Source organism: Halobellus rufus (assembly GCF_000739575.1).
GTDB lineage: Archaea > Halobacteriota > Halobacteria > Halobacteriales > Haloferacaceae > Haloquadratum > Haloquadratum rufum.
This window is the reverse complement of record NZ_BBJO01000031.1, coordinates 79,821-95,873: the sequence shown is the minus strand read 5'-3', so window position 1 is coordinate 95,873 and position 16,053 is coordinate 79,821. Positions and strand designations below refer to the sequence as shown.

Annotated in this window: 14 protein-coding genes; 8 read left to right on the top strand and 6 right to left on the bottom strand. The window is 61.9% G+C overall.

The genetic code is table 11. From position 1 onward, the window contains the following. Position 1: 1 nt before the first annotated feature. Genes ACP99_RS13445 through ACP99_RS13435 form a run of 3 tightly spaced genes read left to right on the top strand, consistent with a single transcriptional unit; the run spans position 2 to position 3,520 of the window. A complete protein-coding gene (locus ACP99_RS13445; protein ID WP_197052457.1) occupies positions 2-1,495 on the top strand; it encodes a VWA domain-containing protein in 1,494 nt (497 codons plus the stop codon). Further along, on the top strand, positions 1,488-2,360 hold the full coding sequence (locus tag ACP99_RS13440) for a Rossmann-like domain-containing protein (RefSeq protein WP_049987115.1): 873 nt from the start codon (positions 1,488-1,490) through the stop codon (positions 2,358-2,360). The genes ACP99_RS13445 and ACP99_RS13440 overlap by 8 nt, the downstream gene beginning before the upstream one ends. Beyond that, positions 2,357-3,520 (top strand): XdhC family protein, encoded by a 1,164-nt coding sequence (locus ACP99_RS13435; protein ID WP_049987094.1) that lies wholly within the window; start codon positions 2,357-2,359, stop codon positions 3,518-3,520. The genes ACP99_RS13440 and ACP99_RS13435 overlap by 4 nt, the downstream gene beginning before the upstream one ends. A 77-nt stretch (positions 3,521-3,597) precedes the next feature. On the opposite strand, the gene ACP99_RS13430 is transcribed toward ACP99_RS13435, so the two are convergent. Then, positions 3,598-4,569 (bottom strand): phosphoadenosine phosphosulfate reductase family protein, encoded by a 972-nt coding sequence (locus tag ACP99_RS13430; protein WP_049987093.1) that lies wholly within the window; start codon positions 4,567-4,569, stop codon positions 3,598-3,600. 742 nt (positions 4,570-5,311) lie between these two features. Here ACP99_RS13430 and ACP99_RS13425 point away from each other — a divergent pair. Then, complete coding sequence (locus tag ACP99_RS13425; protein ID WP_049987092.1) at positions 5,312-6,103, top strand: IclR family transcriptional regulator; 792 nt, start codon at positions 5,312-5,314, stop codon at positions 6,101-6,103. 398 nt (positions 6,104-6,501) lie between these two features. On the opposite strand, the gene ACP99_RS13420 is transcribed toward ACP99_RS13425, so the two are convergent. After that, positions 6,502-7,293 carry an SDR family NAD(P)-dependent oxidoreductase gene (locus ACP99_RS13420; RefSeq protein ID WP_049987091.1) on the bottom strand — a complete coding sequence of 264 codons (792 nt, stop codon included), beginning with the start codon at positions 7,291-7,293 and terminating at the stop codon, positions 6,502-6,504. 62 nt (positions 7,294-7,355) lie between these two features. After that, complete coding sequence (locus ACP99_RS13415; protein WP_049987090.1) at positions 7,356-8,309, bottom strand: C-terminal binding protein; 954 nt, start codon at positions 8,307-8,309, stop codon at positions 7,356-7,358. Between the two features lie 163 nt (positions 8,310-8,472). On the opposite strand from ACP99_RS13415, the gene ACP99_RS13410 reads away from it, so the two are divergent. Genes ACP99_RS13410 through ACP99_RS13400 form a run of 3 tightly spaced genes read left to right on the top strand, consistent with a single transcriptional unit; the run spans position 8,473 to position 11,527 of the window. Beyond that, positions 8,473-9,699 carry a sugar ABC transporter substrate-binding protein gene (locus ACP99_RS13410; protein ID WP_156105717.1) on the top strand — a complete coding sequence of 409 codons (1,227 nt, stop codon included), beginning with the start codon at positions 8,473-8,475 and terminating at the stop codon, positions 9,697-9,699. Between the two features lie 41 nt (positions 9,700-9,740). Next, on the top strand, positions 9,741-10,745 hold the full coding sequence (locus ACP99_RS13405) for an ABC transporter permease (protein ID WP_049987088.1): 1,005 nt from the start codon (positions 9,741-9,743) through the stop codon (positions 10,743-10,745). After that, a complete protein-coding gene (locus tag ACP99_RS13400) occupies positions 10,742-11,527 on the top strand; it encodes an ATP-binding cassette domain-containing protein (RefSeq protein WP_049987087.1) in 786 nt (261 codons plus the stop codon). The genes ACP99_RS13405 and ACP99_RS13400 overlap by 4 nt, the downstream gene beginning before the upstream one ends. A 33-nt stretch (positions 11,528-11,560) precedes the next feature. On the opposite strand, the gene ACP99_RS13395 is transcribed toward ACP99_RS13400, so the two are convergent. Further along, a complete protein-coding gene (locus ACP99_RS13395; protein ID WP_049987086.1) occupies positions 11,561-12,646 on the bottom strand; it encodes an iron-containing alcohol dehydrogenase in 1,086 nt (361 codons plus the stop codon). Between the two features lie 48 nt (positions 12,647-12,694). Continuing rightward, positions 12,695-13,477: an aldo/keto reductase gene (locus tag ACP99_RS13390; protein WP_049987114.1), complete on the bottom strand. Its 783-nt coding sequence runs from the start codon at positions 13,475-13,477 to the stop codon at positions 12,695-12,697. A gap of 713 nt (positions 13,478-14,190) precedes the next feature. On the opposite strand from ACP99_RS13390, the gene ACP99_RS13385 reads away from it, so the two are divergent. Beyond that, entirely contained in the window at positions 14,191-15,087 is an 897-nt protein-coding gene (locus ACP99_RS13385) for an NAD-dependent epimerase/dehydratase family protein (protein ID WP_049987085.1), read from the top strand. Between the two features lie 66 nt (positions 15,088-15,153). Here ACP99_RS13385 and ACP99_RS13380 read toward each other — a convergent pair whose 3' ends face one another. After that, entirely contained in the window at positions 15,154-15,930 is a 777-nt protein-coding gene (locus tag ACP99_RS13380) for an IclR family transcriptional regulator (protein WP_049987084.1), read from the bottom strand. Positions 15,931-16,053 lie beyond the last annotated feature (123 nt).

The following is a 16,053-nucleotide window of genomic DNA, read 5'->3' as shown; positions in this document are numbered from 1 at the left end:
GATGAGTTTCGAGAACGGCGATCCGGCGGCGAACGGGACCGACGAGGAGTCGTCGATGGCGGACACTGTCGAGGTCACGGACGGGACCGAGCGCACAGAGGAGATCGATCTCTCGACCGATACCGACGCCGACAACGGCGGGTTCGACCGCTTTTCGACGCGTGACGGCGTCCCAGACTTCCGCGGGGCACGGAGACACGCGCTGATCGAGTTGATCCGACTCGCGACGAAGCTCAGGTCCGACGGCGTCACCGTTCCACCGAGCGATACGCTCGCGGCCGCCCGGGCGCTCTCCGTGATCGGCCTCGACGACCGGGGGAGTGCCGAGGACGCGCTGCGAGCGACGCTGCTCTCGGAACCGGCCGACGCCGACGCGTTCGAGTCGGCGTTCCCGACGTTCTGGCACCGGCTCCGGTCCGGCCTGAGCGCGATCGCGACGGAGCACGACACGCCGATGGACGACAGTGACAGCGGCAGAGAGGCCGACGAGTCGTCTGCAGTAACCGACGACGCCGACCCTCCGGACGTGTTGGCCGACGCCGAGGCACCGGCGTTCGACGGCTCAGAGTCGAACGAGGCTCCCGCCGAGGTCCGGATCCCGACGGACAGACAGCACGCGACGGGCGACAGGCCGGAAGCGACCGGCGAGCGCGACGCGCGCCGCTACAGTGCCGTCGGGGGGAGCGGGCGCGTCGACGTCGACGCGGCGCAGTTGTCGCGGGCGGAGACCGCCGCAATCGACCGGTTCGTCGACGCGCTCTCGACGATCCCGGGTCGCCGACGCCGCCACGCCTCGACCGGGGAGCACGTGGAAGCCAGACGGGCGCTTCGCGCGAGCCTCGCGACCGGCGGCGCACCGATCGAACTGCCGTCCTCGAAGCCGGTTCCGAGCGAGCTCCGGTGCTGCCTGCTGATCGACGTCAGCGGCTCTGTGCTCGACACCTGCGACAGAAGCGTTCTGCTGGCGTTCGCCGAGCGGCTCCACGCGAGCGCCCGCGACGCCGGCGTGTTCCTGTTCGACACCGACCTCGTCGACGTCACGCCGCAGTTCGAGCGCGGCGACGGCGACCCAGCGGGCGCGCTGCGCGAGGCGGCGATCGAGTGGGGCGGCGGGACGAAGATCGGCGAGGCGTTCGCGACGCTCCGGCGGCGGCACCCCTACGCAGTCGACCGACGCACGGTCGTCGTCGTCGTCAGCGACGGTCTCGACGTCGGCGATCCAGACGAACTGGCGGCCGGCGTCACGTGGCTCGCCGACCGGGCGAGCGCGGTCGTCTGGCTCAACCCGCTGGCGGTCTCGGCCTCGTTCGAACCGACCTCCCGCGGGATGGCGACCGCGCTGCCCTATCTCGACGCGCTGTTCGGGTTCGCGGAGCCCGCGGATCTCGACGAGGCGGCCCGCCAGATCGAACAGCGCGGCCTGGGCGGCGTCGTCGGCTACGAGCACGACGCGCGGCGGTTCGAGGCCACGGCCGGCGGTGATCGCGATGAGTGAACTGCTGAAAACGGTCCGAGGGCGACTCCGACCCGACGCGGCCGACGCGAGTGTCGAGGAGATCTCCGTCGGCGAGCGCGCGGTGCTCGTCGAGTTGCGCGTCGGTGGGCAGGAGACCGCGGGGCTCGCTCACCTGCCGCCGGGTCCCCCGCCGGAACCGGCGGATCGGAGCGTCGAATCGCTGCTGTCGGGAGTGACAGCCGAGGTGGACGGCGAAGCCGCCCCTGTCACGCGTACGACCGCTCGGGCCGACCGCGCGCTCGGGATCGCGGCGCTGAACGCGCTCTCGGCACCGCACATCGAGTGGCGTCGGGGGGACCCGATGGCGTTGCTCGACGACGGCGTCGAGCGGATCACCACGGTCGGCCTGTTCACGCCCGCCTTTCGGAAGTTCGAGGACGTCGCGGTCCGCGTGATCGAGCGCGAGCGGATCGACGAGGCACCCGATCCGGCGGGCGTTCGCGTGCGCACGTTCACACCCGGCGAGACTGCGGAGGCGATGACGGACGCGGAGGTCGTCTTCGTGACCGGATCGGCGTTCGTCTACGGCGGCGTCGAGACGTACCTGGAGGCGGCACCGGCCTCGGCGACGGTCGTCGTGATCGGCGCGACGGCGTCGTTCCTCCCCAATCCGCTGTTCGCGGCGGGCGTCGACGTCGTCGCCGGCGCGGCAGTGACCGACGCGGCGGGCGTTCGGGCGGCGCTCGGCGCGGGCGCGTGCGGGACCGACCTCCACGACGCGGGCCTACAGAAGGTGTACGTCGCTCGCGAGACCACGTCCGGACTGCAACTCGGCGAGTGCTCGCCCGACAGTCGCCACGATTCCAGCGGTGGAGCCGACACTTCTACAGCAAATCACCTATGACACAGCAACACTGGAGCGTTCCCGAAACGGAGATCGTACAGCAGATCCGCGACCGACTCGACGGAGAGAGCACCGACGTCCTCGCGACGATCGTCGACGTCGAGGGGAACGCCTACCGCCGACCGGGGGCGAAGATGCTCCTCGAGGCGGGCGGCACGGGCGTCGGCAGCATCACCGCGGGCTGTCTCGAGGACGAACTCCTCCGCGTCGGAGACGAGGTCCGTGAGGGAGGCCGACCGAAGCGGATCACCTACGACCTGATGGAGGACGACGACGAGGACGTCTGGGGCCTCGGCGTCGGCTGCAACGGTATCATCGAGGTTCTCGTCGAACCCCTGACCGAGACGTACCGGCCGGCGGTCGAGGCGTTCTTTTCGGGCCGCGACGTCGCGGTCGTCACCGTTCTCGGCGACGAGAGAGAGCGCTTCGAGCAGGGCGACCGAGCGTACTTCTACCCCGATACGGGCTCGTTACAACTGCCCGACGGATCGGAGGCGACCGACTGGCCCGCCGACGAACTGGCCGGACCGGCGACCGAACTCGCCACGCGCGGCAACGCGAGCACGGTCCGGATCGAGCGCGACGGCGGCGAGATCGAACTCTTCGTCGACGGGCTCGACGCCCCGCCTGAGCTGATCGTCTTCGGAACCGGTCACGACGTCCGGCCCGTCACGACGTTCGCGGCGAAGAACGACTTCCGCGTGACCGTCGTCGGGTTCCGCGGGGCCGTCGAGTTGGACGAGAAGTTCCCGGACGCCGACCGGACGGTGACGACGTCGCCGGCGAGCGTCGGCGACGACCTCGATCTCGGCGAGCGGACCCACGCGGTCGTGATGACGCACAACTTCATCGACGACCAGTTGACCGTCGAGGCGTGTCTGGACGCCGGCGTCCCGTACGTCGGGATCATGGGACCGCGAGAGCGCTTCGACCGGATGCTCGACGCCTTCGACGACGACGGCAGAGAGTGGAGCGACGACGCGCTCGCGTCGGTGTACACCCCGATCGGGCTGGATCTCGGCGGCGGGTCGCCGTTCCAGATCGCCCACAGCATCGTCGCGGAGGTGCTCGCGGTCTCGAACGGGCGGACCCCGCGGCATCTGAAGGACCGGGCGGGGCCGATCCACGAGCGCGTCGAGGTCGGGGCGGAGACTGAGTAGCGATCGGCGAATCTGCCACGTCGAAAAGAGGTATGGGCCCGTCGGCGACGGGCGGTCTGGGGCGTTCGTGACCGAGGTTACATGTAGCCGAGGTCGCGGAGGCGCTCCATCAGGTCCTCTTTGTCCTGGGCGCGCCCCGCGCGCTCGGTCGTGTTCTCCATGTCCTGCAGCCACGCCGGCTCTTCGGTCGTCTTGTCCGTGGAGACCTCACTGCCCAGCGAGCGGAAGCCGGCGAAGTACTTCGGCGACACCGGGATGTCCGCCATCGTCAGGCCGTTCGGGAGGTCCTCGGCGCTCTGCGGCACGTAGCCGTCCTCGGGGTAGCCCTCGACGGTGTCGGGGACGACGAAGTTCCAGAAGGCCTCCCAGACGGCGGCCTCCTCGAACTGGAGGATTGGTTGGATGCGGTCGTGCGGCGGGTAGATGTCGGGGTCGTGCCGCGGCGAGAAGAACGTCTCGTCGGCGCGGGCCTCCTGCTCGTCCCAGCGGACGCCGGAGATGACGCCGTCGACGTCGTAGGTTTCGAGGGCGTCGTTGAGCGCGACCGTCTTCAGCAGGTGGTTGCCGACGTAGGTGTCGAGCAGGAACGGGAAGGTGTCCTCCTCGTATTCGAGCAGGTCCCGAACGTGGTGTCGGTTGTGCTCCGAGAGCTCGGCGATCTCGACGTCGTCGCCGGGTTCGAGGTCGTGCTCCTCGACGTACGCGCCGACGTCCTCGTTGCGCGCGTAGATGACTTCGAGGTCCCACTTTTCCGCCCAGTGGTCGACGAAGTCGTGGATCTCGTCGAAGTGCTGGAAGTGATCGATGAAGACCGCCGGCGGCGTCTCCAGATCGTACTTCTCGGCGACTTCCTTGATGAAGTACAGCGTGAGCGTCGAGTCCTTGCCGCCGGTCCACATCACGGCTGGGTTCTCGTACTGTTCGAGGCCGCGTTTCGTGACCTCGATGGCCTTCTCGATCTTGTCTTGGATCGTCGGGTAGTCGGCGGGCGTCTCGCCTTCGCCGTCCGTGTAGTCGACGTCGAGGTAGTCTGGGAACTCGGCTGGCATCGTGTAATTACATATAATTACCAGCCGATAAATGCCTTGTGACATCTGCCGAGGCGATCACTCCGTCTAACAATCTAAGAGCCATCGGCGTTTGCTCATCCAACCGTGTCGATCTATATACTTGAGATCACATCTCTTATCTCAGCTTTGTGTTTGAATTCAGATATTGAAAGAATTTGAGGAGAAATTACAGTTCGGGTAGAAGAAAAGCAGGTATCCTCAAAAGCTGTGACGAGAAGAATATATCTATATTCAGAAAAATGATAAATACAGTGTAATGTATTTTTAGTCCTAAATTGGTTTAGTTGCCTCTACATTCTGTTTATCGACCAAAGAGTAGAGTATTACCATAAAATACAGCATAACATTTAAAATACATAATAGTCGACCGAGAGTACTACTTTATTGTTGATAGATGGCCAATGGTGATGCACAACGAGAATTCAAAACGACTAAAAAGACATAATTCTAGTGATGTTTTCTCGTTATTGTTCTCCCACTGTCTCGCCTAGATAGTATCTGATACAAATAATCGAATCCTCGAAGTTGGATCGCACTTTCTGTTGTATAACAAGGGTACTACTGTTATGCCTATCGCAGGACCACGTAGTGAGATACGCCAGTCGCTATCACTCCGTGTAACGGTGATGCGGATCGGGACTACTGACCCGCGCGATTCAAGAGAGTTAAATTTTGTACGGTTCCGAAAGTGGCTTGGTCTTTGTTTACTATAACCGCACATATGGATGAACGCGGACAAACTGAAAACACGCTAGCGGGCGTCGAAAAGACGTTCGACGTGATCGCTGCGGTTCAAGAACTAGGCCGCGTCCGGGTGACGGAACTTGCGGACCACCTCGACATTCCCCCGAGCACTGCGCAAGTCCACCTGAACACCCTGCGCAAGTGCGGGTATGTAATCAAAGACGACGGAAAGTACAAGATCGGGCTGAGATTCCTCGAACACGGTGGGTACGCGCGCCGCCAGCTCGACCTGTATCGAGCTGCCAAGACGCATATCAACGATCTCGCCGAACAGACCGGTGAGGCAGCGAATCTCGGCGTCGAAGAGAACGGCGAGCGGGTACTCATATACAAGTCCGAATCACCCAACGACGCGATTTACGACAACGCTCCAACTGGCGAACGGACGCACCTTCACTGGACTGCACTCGGCAAGGCACTGCTCGCAGAACTTCCGGACACCCGTATCGAAACGATCGTCGAGTCCCACGGTTTGCCGGCCAAGACGCCGCACACGATCACCGACCGAGAGGCGCTCTTTGAGGAGATAGAGGCGATTCGCAAACGCGGATACTCCATAGAGGATCAGGACCGACGGAAGGGCATTCTCGCCATCGGCGTCCCGATCATCGAAGAGCAAACTGACAGTGTCGCCGGCGCCATTTGTGTTTCCGGCCCACGGAGTCGCTTCTGGGACGACGGCATCGACAAGAGCTTGCTTGACGCCGTCAAGAACACGGCGAACATCGTCGAACTCCAGTACAATCACTACGTCGGAGACGGGTCCTGAAATTGTGGGAGTTTACTCATCTTGAATAAATCCCACACGAATAAATAAAATATATAATTATTATTCACTATATTTCTAAAGAAGTACATAAACTTGGCTCCTGAACTCCACCGAGTCGAACTAGCGGGTACACGTTCGCGAGTTCTCATTCAATTTGAATAATTGTATGTCGCGGCAGCACTCGACGGTCGATCGACCGCCGTACGCATAGATCGAGGTCCAGTATCCCGCCGAAATGGGACCGTCCGAGTGCAGGACCAGTGCTCTAGGTACGAGAGGCCGCGATTAGTACGACAAAAGGTCACTGAATGCGAGAGGGAAGTACGTATCAAAAAGTCCGTGCCACTATCGTCCGCATCTATGATGATTGAATTCCAGAATCTGAGTCACCGAACCGCTCAGAACTTGTCCGTCATATCACTCTCGAACTTATAGTTGTCAATGGTCTGTTGCCCACCGTCGACGCGCAGTTCGTGCCCGTTGATGTAATCAGCCGCCGGCGATACGAGAAAGCCGACGGCATGTGCGATTTCTTCCGGTTCAGCGAACCGTTCGAGCGGGTTCAGATCGATGATCTGCTCGCGGGTTCGCTCGTCGAAAGTCTCGGTCATCCGCGTCTCCACCCAACCCGGTGCAACCGCGTTGACGCGGATGCCCTCACGGCCGAGTTCGAGTGCCAGTGTCTTCGTCAGACCGAGGAGACTGAACTTTCCGATATCGTACTGTGGTGACATCCCGATGCCGTTCTTCGTGTGGATCGATGTGATGTTGACGACGTTGCCGTATCCCTGTTCCATCATCCCGTCGAGTGCGGCACGCGTACAGTGGTACGCGCCCTTCAGATGGGTGTCGAGATTGAGATCCAGCAGGGTATCGTCGGGCTGTTCGGTGAACTTCTCGACCTTTCCGACGCCAGCGTTGTTCACCAGCGTATCGACGGCCCCGAGTCGATCCTTCGCCGTCTCGAACATCGCGTCCACCTCTTCGGTCTGGCTGACGTCCGCGGCGATCGCTATCGCCTCGCCGCCATCGGATTCGATCTCCTCGACCGTCTCCTCAGCCGGTTCGCTGTCGAGATCGTTCACGACTACACTGGCCCCGTTGGCCGCGAGCAACTTTGCGATCTCCTTGCCGTTGCCACGACCGGCACCCGTGACCAACGCGGTTCGGTCCGTCAAATCATATTCCATACAGTCAGAACCTTTTCACTCTCTGTAATAACTGTTGTGGCGCTTGTCTCGGCTCTAGCAGACTATTTCACGACACGGTTTTTCGGCGGTGTCCCATCCAGCACTCGCGCGATATCGCGGGCAACGCTCCGACGGAGTTCCTCCATCGATGCTTCGGAGTACCAAGCAGTGTGTGGAGTGAGGATGGCCTCCTGTAGGTCGAACAGCGGCGAGTCCGACGGCGGTTCCGTCGGGAGAACATCGAGTCCAGCGCCCGCGATCTCTCCGTCTCGAAGCGCGTTTGCGAGCGCCTGCGTGTCGACGATGCTCCCGCGTGCGACGTTGATCAGAATCGCTCTCTCGTCCATTCGGTCAAAGACGTCCTCGTCAAAGAGGTTCCGCGTCTCGTCCGTCAACGGTGCGTGGACCGTCACGATATCGGACCGGTCGATCAACTCCTCGAAGGAGACCGGTTCGACGTCGTAGTTCTCGAACGCGGACGCAGACTGGTACGGATCGTAGGCGAGAAGTTCCTGGTCGAATCCCGCCAGAAGGTCGGCGAACCGCTGTGCGATATTCCCGAACGCGACGAATCCGACGGTTTTCCCGCTGAGTCTGCCGATGGGACGGCCGTCTTTCCAGTCCCATTCGCCGTTCTTGACGTGCGTATTGTACGTGGGAATCCGGCGAAGGCAGGATAGCAATAGGGCGAGGGCGTGAGTCGCGACCTCCTCCTCACAGTACGATGGGACGTTAACCACCTCGACGTCATACTCTGACGCCGCGTCGAAATCGATGTTATCGACGCCGACGCCATATCTCCCGATAGCGGTCAACCCATCTAACGACTCGAATACCGATGCCGTCAACTCCGTTTCTTGGTTCAATAATGCGTCGGCGTCCCCAGCTCGTTCAATGACCTTCTCTGGGGTGTCCGCGTCGATCGTTTCGACTGTCGCGTTGACGGCGGCGAGTTCCTCGCGTTCGTACGTCGCGTCCGGATAGGACGAATCGGTAATGACGACTCTGGGACCCATAATAGAACCGCCCTGCTCAAAGGTTAAAAAAACCAGCCCTGAATTCGGGACCGTTCCCGTGATTTCGCCACCGCAACACAGACGTTGAGTACCGAAATAGCAGTTGAAGCGGTGAAATAGGCACAAAATATAAATACCTAGCGTAAATTGGCGTTGAATGGACATGAAAGATTCTAACCGACCGCTCGTTAGCAGGCGTCGCGTCCTAGAATTGACCGGTGCAACCGGTGTCGCCGGACTCGCTGGCTGTAGCGGTTCCGGCGGTGGCGACGGCGGTGACGGTGGCGACGGGGGCGGCAGCGATGACGAAAGCGGTGACGGAGGCGGCGACCAAACGTCCACCGATTCCTCCGACACGGCCTCGCCGATCGAGATGGGGTTCTCGACGTACTTCCGCGGGGGAGCCTGGATTACGGCCTTCCTCGAAGCGACGGAGTTCTACGCCGAGGACCAGAACTTCGACTACAACGAGTTCGGAAACCAAGAGAGCGCCGAGCAGCAGGTCAGCGACATCAGACAGATGGCGAACCAGGGCTACGACGGGATCCTGATCAACACCTGGAACTCGGAGGCGGTGAACCCGGCCATCGAGGACGCCGTCGATCAAGGAGTGCCGGTCTTTACGGCGAACGTGGACGCGACGACCGACGCCGTGACGATGTTCGTCGCGTTCAGCAACGAGGCGGCCGGCGCCGACGCGGCCGACCAGATGATGACCGAACTCGAAGAGGAAAAGCCCGACCAGGACTCCTATGAGATCCTCGAGGTGTTCGGCGCGCCGGCACAGCAGATAGCTCAGCAACGGTCCAAAGGTTTCGTCGATACGATCGAGTCGACGGACAACGCCGAAATCGTCGACACCGTCGAGGGTGAGTTCACCCGGGACGCCGCTCAGACGGCCGTCTCCGAGTGGGTCAACGCGAACGGGGCACCAGATGCCATTTACTCGTCGAACCTCTCGATGGGACTCGGTGTCGTGACGGCGCTGGATAATCAGGGCGAACTCGCCCAGCGTGGTGAGGACGGGCACGTCGTCCTCGTCCAACTCGACGCCGGACCGGAGGTCATCACGAACATCGACGACGGCTACGTCGACGCGGCCATCGACCAGCCCAACTACTTCTACGGTCCGATCGCCTTAGAGTATATGCGCCGCTACGTGGAGGGCGACGGCGAGGACGAGATCCCCGAGGTCGGAACGACCGTCACTGAAGACGATCTGACCATCGAACAGGCACAGCACAAGGACGTCGAGCTCTGGTCGGAGCCGGTCTGGGCACCCGCGGAGATCGTCGAGAAAGACGGCCACGTTCAGTTCCAGACGAGTTCGGTCATCGTCACGGAAGAGAACGCGAACGAGCCCTATCTTTGGGGCAACATCTGGGGCTGAACAACCTCACTATTTATAGTCCTATATTATAACTCTGTATTATGAGCGTGATAGACTCTTTCCGTGCGGATCGCGGGGGCGACGACATCGTTCTCGCGTTGCTCGACAATATGATCTGGCCGATCCTGGCCATCACCATCATCGGAACGCTGGTGCTGGTTCCACAGACGTTCAACAACGTGCGATCGGTCGAGTTGCTCCTGCACTCGTCAGTGGGCCTCGGGTTTCTGGTGTTGGCCGAGTCGGTCTGTCTGATCTCCGGACACTTCGACCTGTCTATCGGTTCGATCGCCGGCTTCTCGGCGATGTTCACGGCACTCGCGCTGTCTCCGAGCAACTGGGCACTCTTCTCTAGTCCGGCGCTCGGCGTACTCACCATCCTCGCCGTGGCAATGCTCATCGGCGCGGCCAACGGCATCATGATCAGCAAACTCGGCATCAACCCGTTCCTGCAGACGCTGGCCTTCCTCATCATCTTCGAGGGAGCCAAGATCGCACTGTCCAGCCTTCCGGTGTCGGACCTCCCCGAAGGGTACACGACGATCGGCTCGACGCCGGAAATCGCCGTCGGTGCGCTGCTGGCGACGTTCCTGATCGTCGCCTTCGTGATGAAGAATACGCCGTTCGGCCAAGCGATATACGCGCTCGGCTCCGAAGAGGAGTCAGCCCGAGCCGTGGGTATCAACACGGACCGTATGATAATCGCCGTCTACTGCCTGAGCGGTCTGTTCTCCGGGGCTGCCGGCTTGATGCTCACCGGGTACACCACGACAGTCTCCCCCGAGACGGCGAGTGGGATGGTGTTCCCAGCGTTCGCCGCGTCCGTGATCGGCGGCATCAGCCTCTTCGGGGGCCGCGGTAAGGTCTCGGGGGCCCTCGGCGGCGTCCTGTTGTTGGGCCTCGTCCAGAGTGCGCTCAACCTCAGTGGGATCGGCGTCGCGCAGATCCAGGCGGTCAACGGGATCATCCTGCTGATCGCGATCGTCCTGTACAACACGCGTTCGAACATCCGCAGTCGGATCCTCACCGCGGAGGCGTCACAATGAGCACGACCGACTCCACCTCGACGGCAGCTCCTGAAGCGTCGACAGAGACGCTCGTCCACTTCGAGAACATCAAAAAGCAGTTCGGGCGGCTCGTCGCGCTGCAGGACATCGAACTGTCGATCAAAGAGGGAGAAATTCTGGCGCTCGTCGGCGACAACGGAGCCGGCAAGAGCACGCTGATGAACGTCCTGTGTGGCGTCCACCAGCCGACGACCGGGACGCTCCACTACGAGGGTGAGCCGGTTTCGTTCTCGAACCCGAGCGACGCCCGCGAGCGCGGCATCGAAACCGTCTATCAGGACCTCGCGCTGATGAACGACCTCGACATCGCGAGCAACATATTCATCGATCAGTTCCCCACGCGCTTCGATGCCGGGCCGCTCCGGCTCATCGACTGGAACGAGACCTACGCCGAAGCGGAGGAGATCCTAGACTACCTGAACCTCGATCTGGATCCCCACTCGGAGGTCTCGTTTCTCTCGGGCGGTGAGCGGCAGCTCGTCGCCGTCGCGCGAGCACTCTCGTTCGATCCCCAACTGCTCATCCTCGACGAACCGACCAGCGCGCTGTCGGTCGCGGGGACCGAACTCGTCCAGGACACGATGCGTCAGCTCCGCGAGGAGGGGCACACGCAGGTGGTAGTCAGCCACAACTTCGAGGAAGTGCTCGATCTCGCGGATCGCATCGCTGTGCTCTACCAGGGCGAGATCGCTGACGTCGTCTCGCCCGAGGCGGTTGACAAGCGGACGCTTACGAACCTCATCACCACCGGCCACCGGTAACTACCGGTCGCGTGGGGCCGCCTTCGGCGATCGCTACCGACGCTCTTCGATACGCTCGTCCGCGACCAGCAATGCGTCCCGAGCCCGCTCGTCCGTCACGGTGACTGGCTCGTTTGCCATTGGTGTGTCCGAGTCGCACGCGTGGGCGGCGATGTCGTCGGCGCGGTCCTCGTCGACGTCGACCTCGGCCAGCGTCGTGTCGATACCGAGGTCGAAATACAGCGACAGCACCTCGTCGAACTCTTCGTCCCGTCCCTCGAGGACGAGCTGTGCGAGCAGGCCGATACCGACGGCGATGCCGTGTGGTGCGTCGACCCCAGCTCGCGTGAACCCCTCTTGGTACGCGTGGGCCGCGGCGAGACCGCCACACTCGAACCCGATCCCCGAGAGAAGCGTGTTCGTCTCGACGATGGTCTCGAGCGCCGGCGTCACCGCGTCGCGCTCGGCGGCCGCGAGAGCCGCCGTGCCGTCGGCCCGGACGTTGTCGTAACACCGGGCAGCCAGCGCAAGTGCGGTGTCGGAGGGACGGCCGCCGGCGACGGTCTCGGCGGACGGGTTGCGGGCGACGGCTTGCGCCTCGAAGTGCGTGGCGAGCGCGTCGGCCATCCCGTACCGGAGGAACCGAGGCGGTGCCGCGGCCATCAGCCCGGTGTCGACGACGACCAGTTCCGGGTTCCGATCGCGGTGGACGACTCCTTCGTAGGCTCCTGTCTCGTCGTCGTAGAGGGCCGCGATGGCGCTGCAGGGCGCGTCGGTGCTCGCGACCGTCGGGACGGTGACCAGCGGTGCCCCGAGTTCGATCGCCGTGACGGTCGCGGCGTCGAGCGCGTGCCCGCCACCGACGCCGACGACCACGGTCTCACCGTCCGGTGCCCCGCGGTCGATACACGCCGACACCGTCTCGCGGCTGCAGCGGACGACTCCTTGAACGGTATCGCGGTGTGCCAGTCCGGCCCGCTCTATGGCGTCGACGAGGGGAGCTTGCGCGACCGAGAGCGCGGTCTCTCCACCGATGAGTAACGCGTCAACGGCATCGAAGTCGGCGAACTCGGTGTCGGCCGTCGCAAGCGCCTCTTCACCCTGTCTGTACGCACCGGGTCCCCGGTATCGCTGGAACATGTGTTGGTACTAGACCAACCATCTAATAACAGTTGTGTCAGGTCGTGCTCACCACGGGGCGTAGGCGGGATCGATCGTCCGCCGCTCCTCGTCGAGCGCGTCGATAGTGGCCAGCGTCTCCTCGCTCAGCGTGAGGTTCAGCGAGGCGTAATTCTCTTTGATGTACTGTTCGGTGCGGGCCATCGGAACCGGCGTGACGTCCCGCTGTCTGGCCCAGGCGAGACTTACCTGTGCCGCCGTGGCGTCGTACTCCGCCGCGATGTCCCGCAGCTCCGAGACATCGACGACACGCCCGCGAGCCAGCGGCGAGTAGCCGACGACCTCGATGTCGGCCTCGGCGCAGTACTCGCGCAGATCCGGTTGCTGGCACAGCGGGTGGACCTCGATCTGATTGGCGAAGATGGGGGCATCGAGGACCGCTCTGGCCCGCTCGAGTTCTTCGACGGTGAAGTTGCTGACGCCCACGTGACGGATGTCGCCGGCCTCGTACAGTTCGTCAAAGGCCGCGAGCGTCTCCTCGGGGTCGTAGGCCCCTGCGGGCCAGTGGATGTACAAGAGGTCTATCGTGTCGAGACCGAGCCGGTTTCGGCTCTCCTCGACGGTCTGCATCACGTCGTCGTACGCGAGGTTGTCGTTCCAGACCTTCGTCGCCACGAAGACCTCCTCGCGGTCGACGTCAGACTCGGCGAGTGCCTCGCCGACGAAGGCCTCAGTCCCATAATCCTGTGCCGTGTCAACGTGACGATACCCCACGTCGAGTGCCGTCGTGACGCTCTCGATACATTCGTCCCCGTACGTATTCTGGAACGTACCCAGACCTATGGGTGGCAGCATTGGCATCCATCAACAGAATCTCAGTCTATCCTAATAAGTCATACCCATTTTGGAAAATCGACAGTATTCTGCCGGCGACAGTACGTGCAGGACAAACTCTTCGCGCCAGACGCACCAATTGGTAGCAATACCGAGAAAGGCGATGTTGGCGGCGTGGGGTGTGACTGAATGCCACACAACAGTTAGTTCGATATACTTCTAAATGATAAAATTAGTATAATAAAATAAATATATATTATAAATACTTAGGCAGTAGTAATTCGGATAGGTATTGGAATACAAAAATGTATGGTCTAAAATTTAGAATAGTATAAAATTATAGCCAGTAAAGTAGCATAATCTCAATATTAGATCCCTCGACTGAATATACTCTAAATATCATATATTTAATTATCTAGTCGTATTATACTTAGATTGATATAACTGATCAGCTTTACATTGATAACATCGATTGGGGTCGATGGATCATCTGGGCCCTGAGGCTGGTCGGCGTTTTTATCATATTGGATCCGGGGCTGAACCCCGTTCAATAACGCTGTGAGGCCAGAGGCACTAAGGAATAACATATGTACGGATGTGAGGCCCATTGGTAGAGTTGTTACACACTTTCCAACGATACTGAAAATTCGGGTTCGTCTCGACTCGTGTAGCCTACAGAAGGTAGGCCATCCAAAAATATAAATAATAGTATTGGCGATTGCAACGCATAGATGGCAGCTCAAAACGTCCTCGTGACGGGTCCGTTCGGCGAGGCGGGCGAGGCGATCCTGAACCACCTCGCGGACGACGACCGATACGAGTTCACGTACCTGAACCGGAGCGATCACCCAGACTACGAGACGTTCGTCGCCGACGTCGCCGACTACGAAGCGATTCGTCCGGCGTTCGACGGCCAGGACGCCGTGATCCACCTCGCGGCGCAGTCGGACGCGGGCGCGGACTTCACGGACATCATCGAACCCAACATAGTCGGCACGTACAACGTCCTCAAAGCGATGGAGGACGCCGGCGTCGAGAAGCTGATCTACGCCTCCTCTCAGCGCGTGATGGGCCTCTACGAGGAGGATCACGCGCCCGATCTGTACGAGGAGGACTACCCCAGCGAGTACGACCCGCTCCGGCTCACTCACGAGACACTCCCCAAGCCCGACGGCTACTACGGTGCGTCGAAGATGTTCGGCGAACACATCTGCCGAACCCACGCGCGTCGAGACGGGGCACCGAGCCAAGTGTATTCACTTCGCATTTCGAGCGTTCGAACCGCGGAGTACGACCACCCGTACGGCGACGCCGAGCGCGGCGTCGACCGCGGCGACGAACACAGAGTCGACGAAGACGAGGTGTGGGACCAATCGCAGACCGGTTCCTGGGAGCGCGGCAGCGAGGAGTACGAGGAGATGGTCAAGCGCCTGAAGGCCTCTTGGACCTCCCAGCGCGACTTCGCGCACCTGTTGGAGTGCTGTCTCGAAGACGAGGACGTCACCTACGACGCGTTCTACGCGGTCAGCGGCAACGACGCGCGATGGTTCGACATCGAACACGCCCAGGCGGTGCTCGGGTACGACCCGCAGGACAACGGCTCCGAGTGGGACAGCCCGCCGGAATGAACGCCGGGAGCAGCCGAACGAGATCGGTTCACGACCGAAGAACGCCGTGACGGAGTAGTGCGCCGATCAGCCGTGCTGGCGGATCTTCAGTTCGATGATGTTCTTCTTGTTCAGAAGCGCCGGGGCGAGTTCCTCTTCGATCCGCTCGGGCGTGATTCGGCTCCGAGGGCCGCTGATGCTGATCGCCCCGAGCGCGTCGTCGGGTTCGGACGCGATGGCGGTGCCGATGGCGCAGACGCCGGGGAAGTGCTCGCCGCGGTTGATCGAGTAGCCGCGTTCCCGAATCGTGGCTAACTCCTCGTAGAGGACGTCCTCGTCGGTGATCGTGTCGTCCGTCAACGCGGGCATCCCGTGCTCGTCGAGGATCTCGGCGACCCGGTCGTCGGCGCACTCCGCGAGCATCGCCTTGCCCGTCGCCGTGAGGTGGAGGTAGAAGTGATCGCCGAGCGAGGCGTCGTCGTCGATCGATTCGGGGCTCTCGGATTTGTACAGCTGCACGGCGTATCCCCGCTCCATCATCGTCACGTTGGTGTGCTCGCCGGTCTCCGCCTGTAGTTCGTCGAGCTCCGGCTTCGCGGCCTGATACAGCGCCATCTCGTCGCGCCGTCGTCCGCCCGTCTGGAGGAACTCGAAACTGCAGCGGTACACGTCGTCGTCTTTGACCACGTAGCCGGTCTCGACGAGGGTACTGAGATGGATGTGGGCGGTGCTCACCGCCAGCCCGAGGTCGTCTGCGGCCTCCGAGAGCGTCGCACCGCCGGTCTCGCGGAGGTGTTCGACGATCCGAAAGGACCGCTCGACGCTCTTCAGCGCTCGCGCGTTCGATTCGTTCGGGTCGGTCATACGCGTCAGTCAGCGCGCGGCGTCTTAAGCCCTGCGAGTGATTTCAACAATGTTGGACACGGTGATCGGTCGAGGGGCATCCGCACTCGCACGTCGTCGACGCTCCCAAAGCGTGCCGCGTCG

Excerpts from the sequence above, each read along its gene's own strand:
- ACP99_RS13440 (WP_049987115.1), top strand. The coding sequence starts at position 1,488 with ATGAGTGAACTGCTGAAAACGGTCCGAGGGCGACTCCGACCCGACGCG.
- ACP99_RS13410 (WP_156105717.1), top strand. The coding sequence starts at position 8,473 with ATGAAAGATTCTAACCGACCGCTCGTTAGCAGGCGTCGCGTCCTAGAA.
- ACP99_RS13445 (WP_197052457.1), top strand. The coding sequence starts at position 2 with ATGAGTTTCGAGAACGGCGATCCGGCGGCGAACGGGACCGACGAGGAG.
- ACP99_RS13430 (WP_049987093.1), bottom strand. The coding sequence starts at position 4,569 with ATGCCAGCCGAGTTCCCAGACTACCTCGACGTCGACTACACGGACGGC.
- ACP99_RS13400 (WP_049987087.1), top strand. The coding sequence starts at position 10,742 with ATGAGCACGACCGACTCCACCTCGACGGCAGCTCCTGAAGCGTCGACA.
- ACP99_RS13425 (WP_049987092.1), top strand. The coding sequence starts at position 5,312 with ATGGATGAACGCGGACAAACTGAAAACACGCTAGCGGGCGTCGAAAAG.
- ACP99_RS13405 (WP_049987088.1), top strand. The coding sequence starts at position 9,741 with ATGAGCGTGATAGACTCTTTCCGTGCGGATCGCGGGGGCGACGACATC.
- ACP99_RS13385 (WP_049987085.1), top strand. The coding sequence starts at position 14,191 with ATGGCAGCTCAAAACGTCCTCGTGACGGGTCCGTTCGGCGAGGCGGGC.
- ACP99_RS13420 (WP_049987091.1), bottom strand. The coding sequence starts at position 7,293 with ATGGAATATGATTTGACGGACCGAACCGCGTTGGTCACGGGTGCCGGT.
- ACP99_RS13415 (WP_049987090.1), bottom strand. The coding sequence starts at position 8,309 with ATGGGTCCCAGAGTCGTCATTACCGATTCGTCCTATCCGGACGCGACG.
- ACP99_RS13395 (WP_049987086.1), bottom strand. The coding sequence starts at position 12,646 with ATGTTCCAGCGATACCGGGGACCCGGTGCGTACAGACAGGGTGAAGAG.
- ACP99_RS13435 (WP_049987094.1), top strand. The coding sequence starts at position 2,357 with ATGACACAGCAACACTGGAGCGTTCCCGAAACGGAGATCGTACAGCAG.
- ACP99_RS13380 (WP_049987084.1), bottom strand. The coding sequence starts at position 15,930 with ATGACCGACCCGAACGAATCGAACGCGCGAGCGCTGAAGAGCGTCGAG.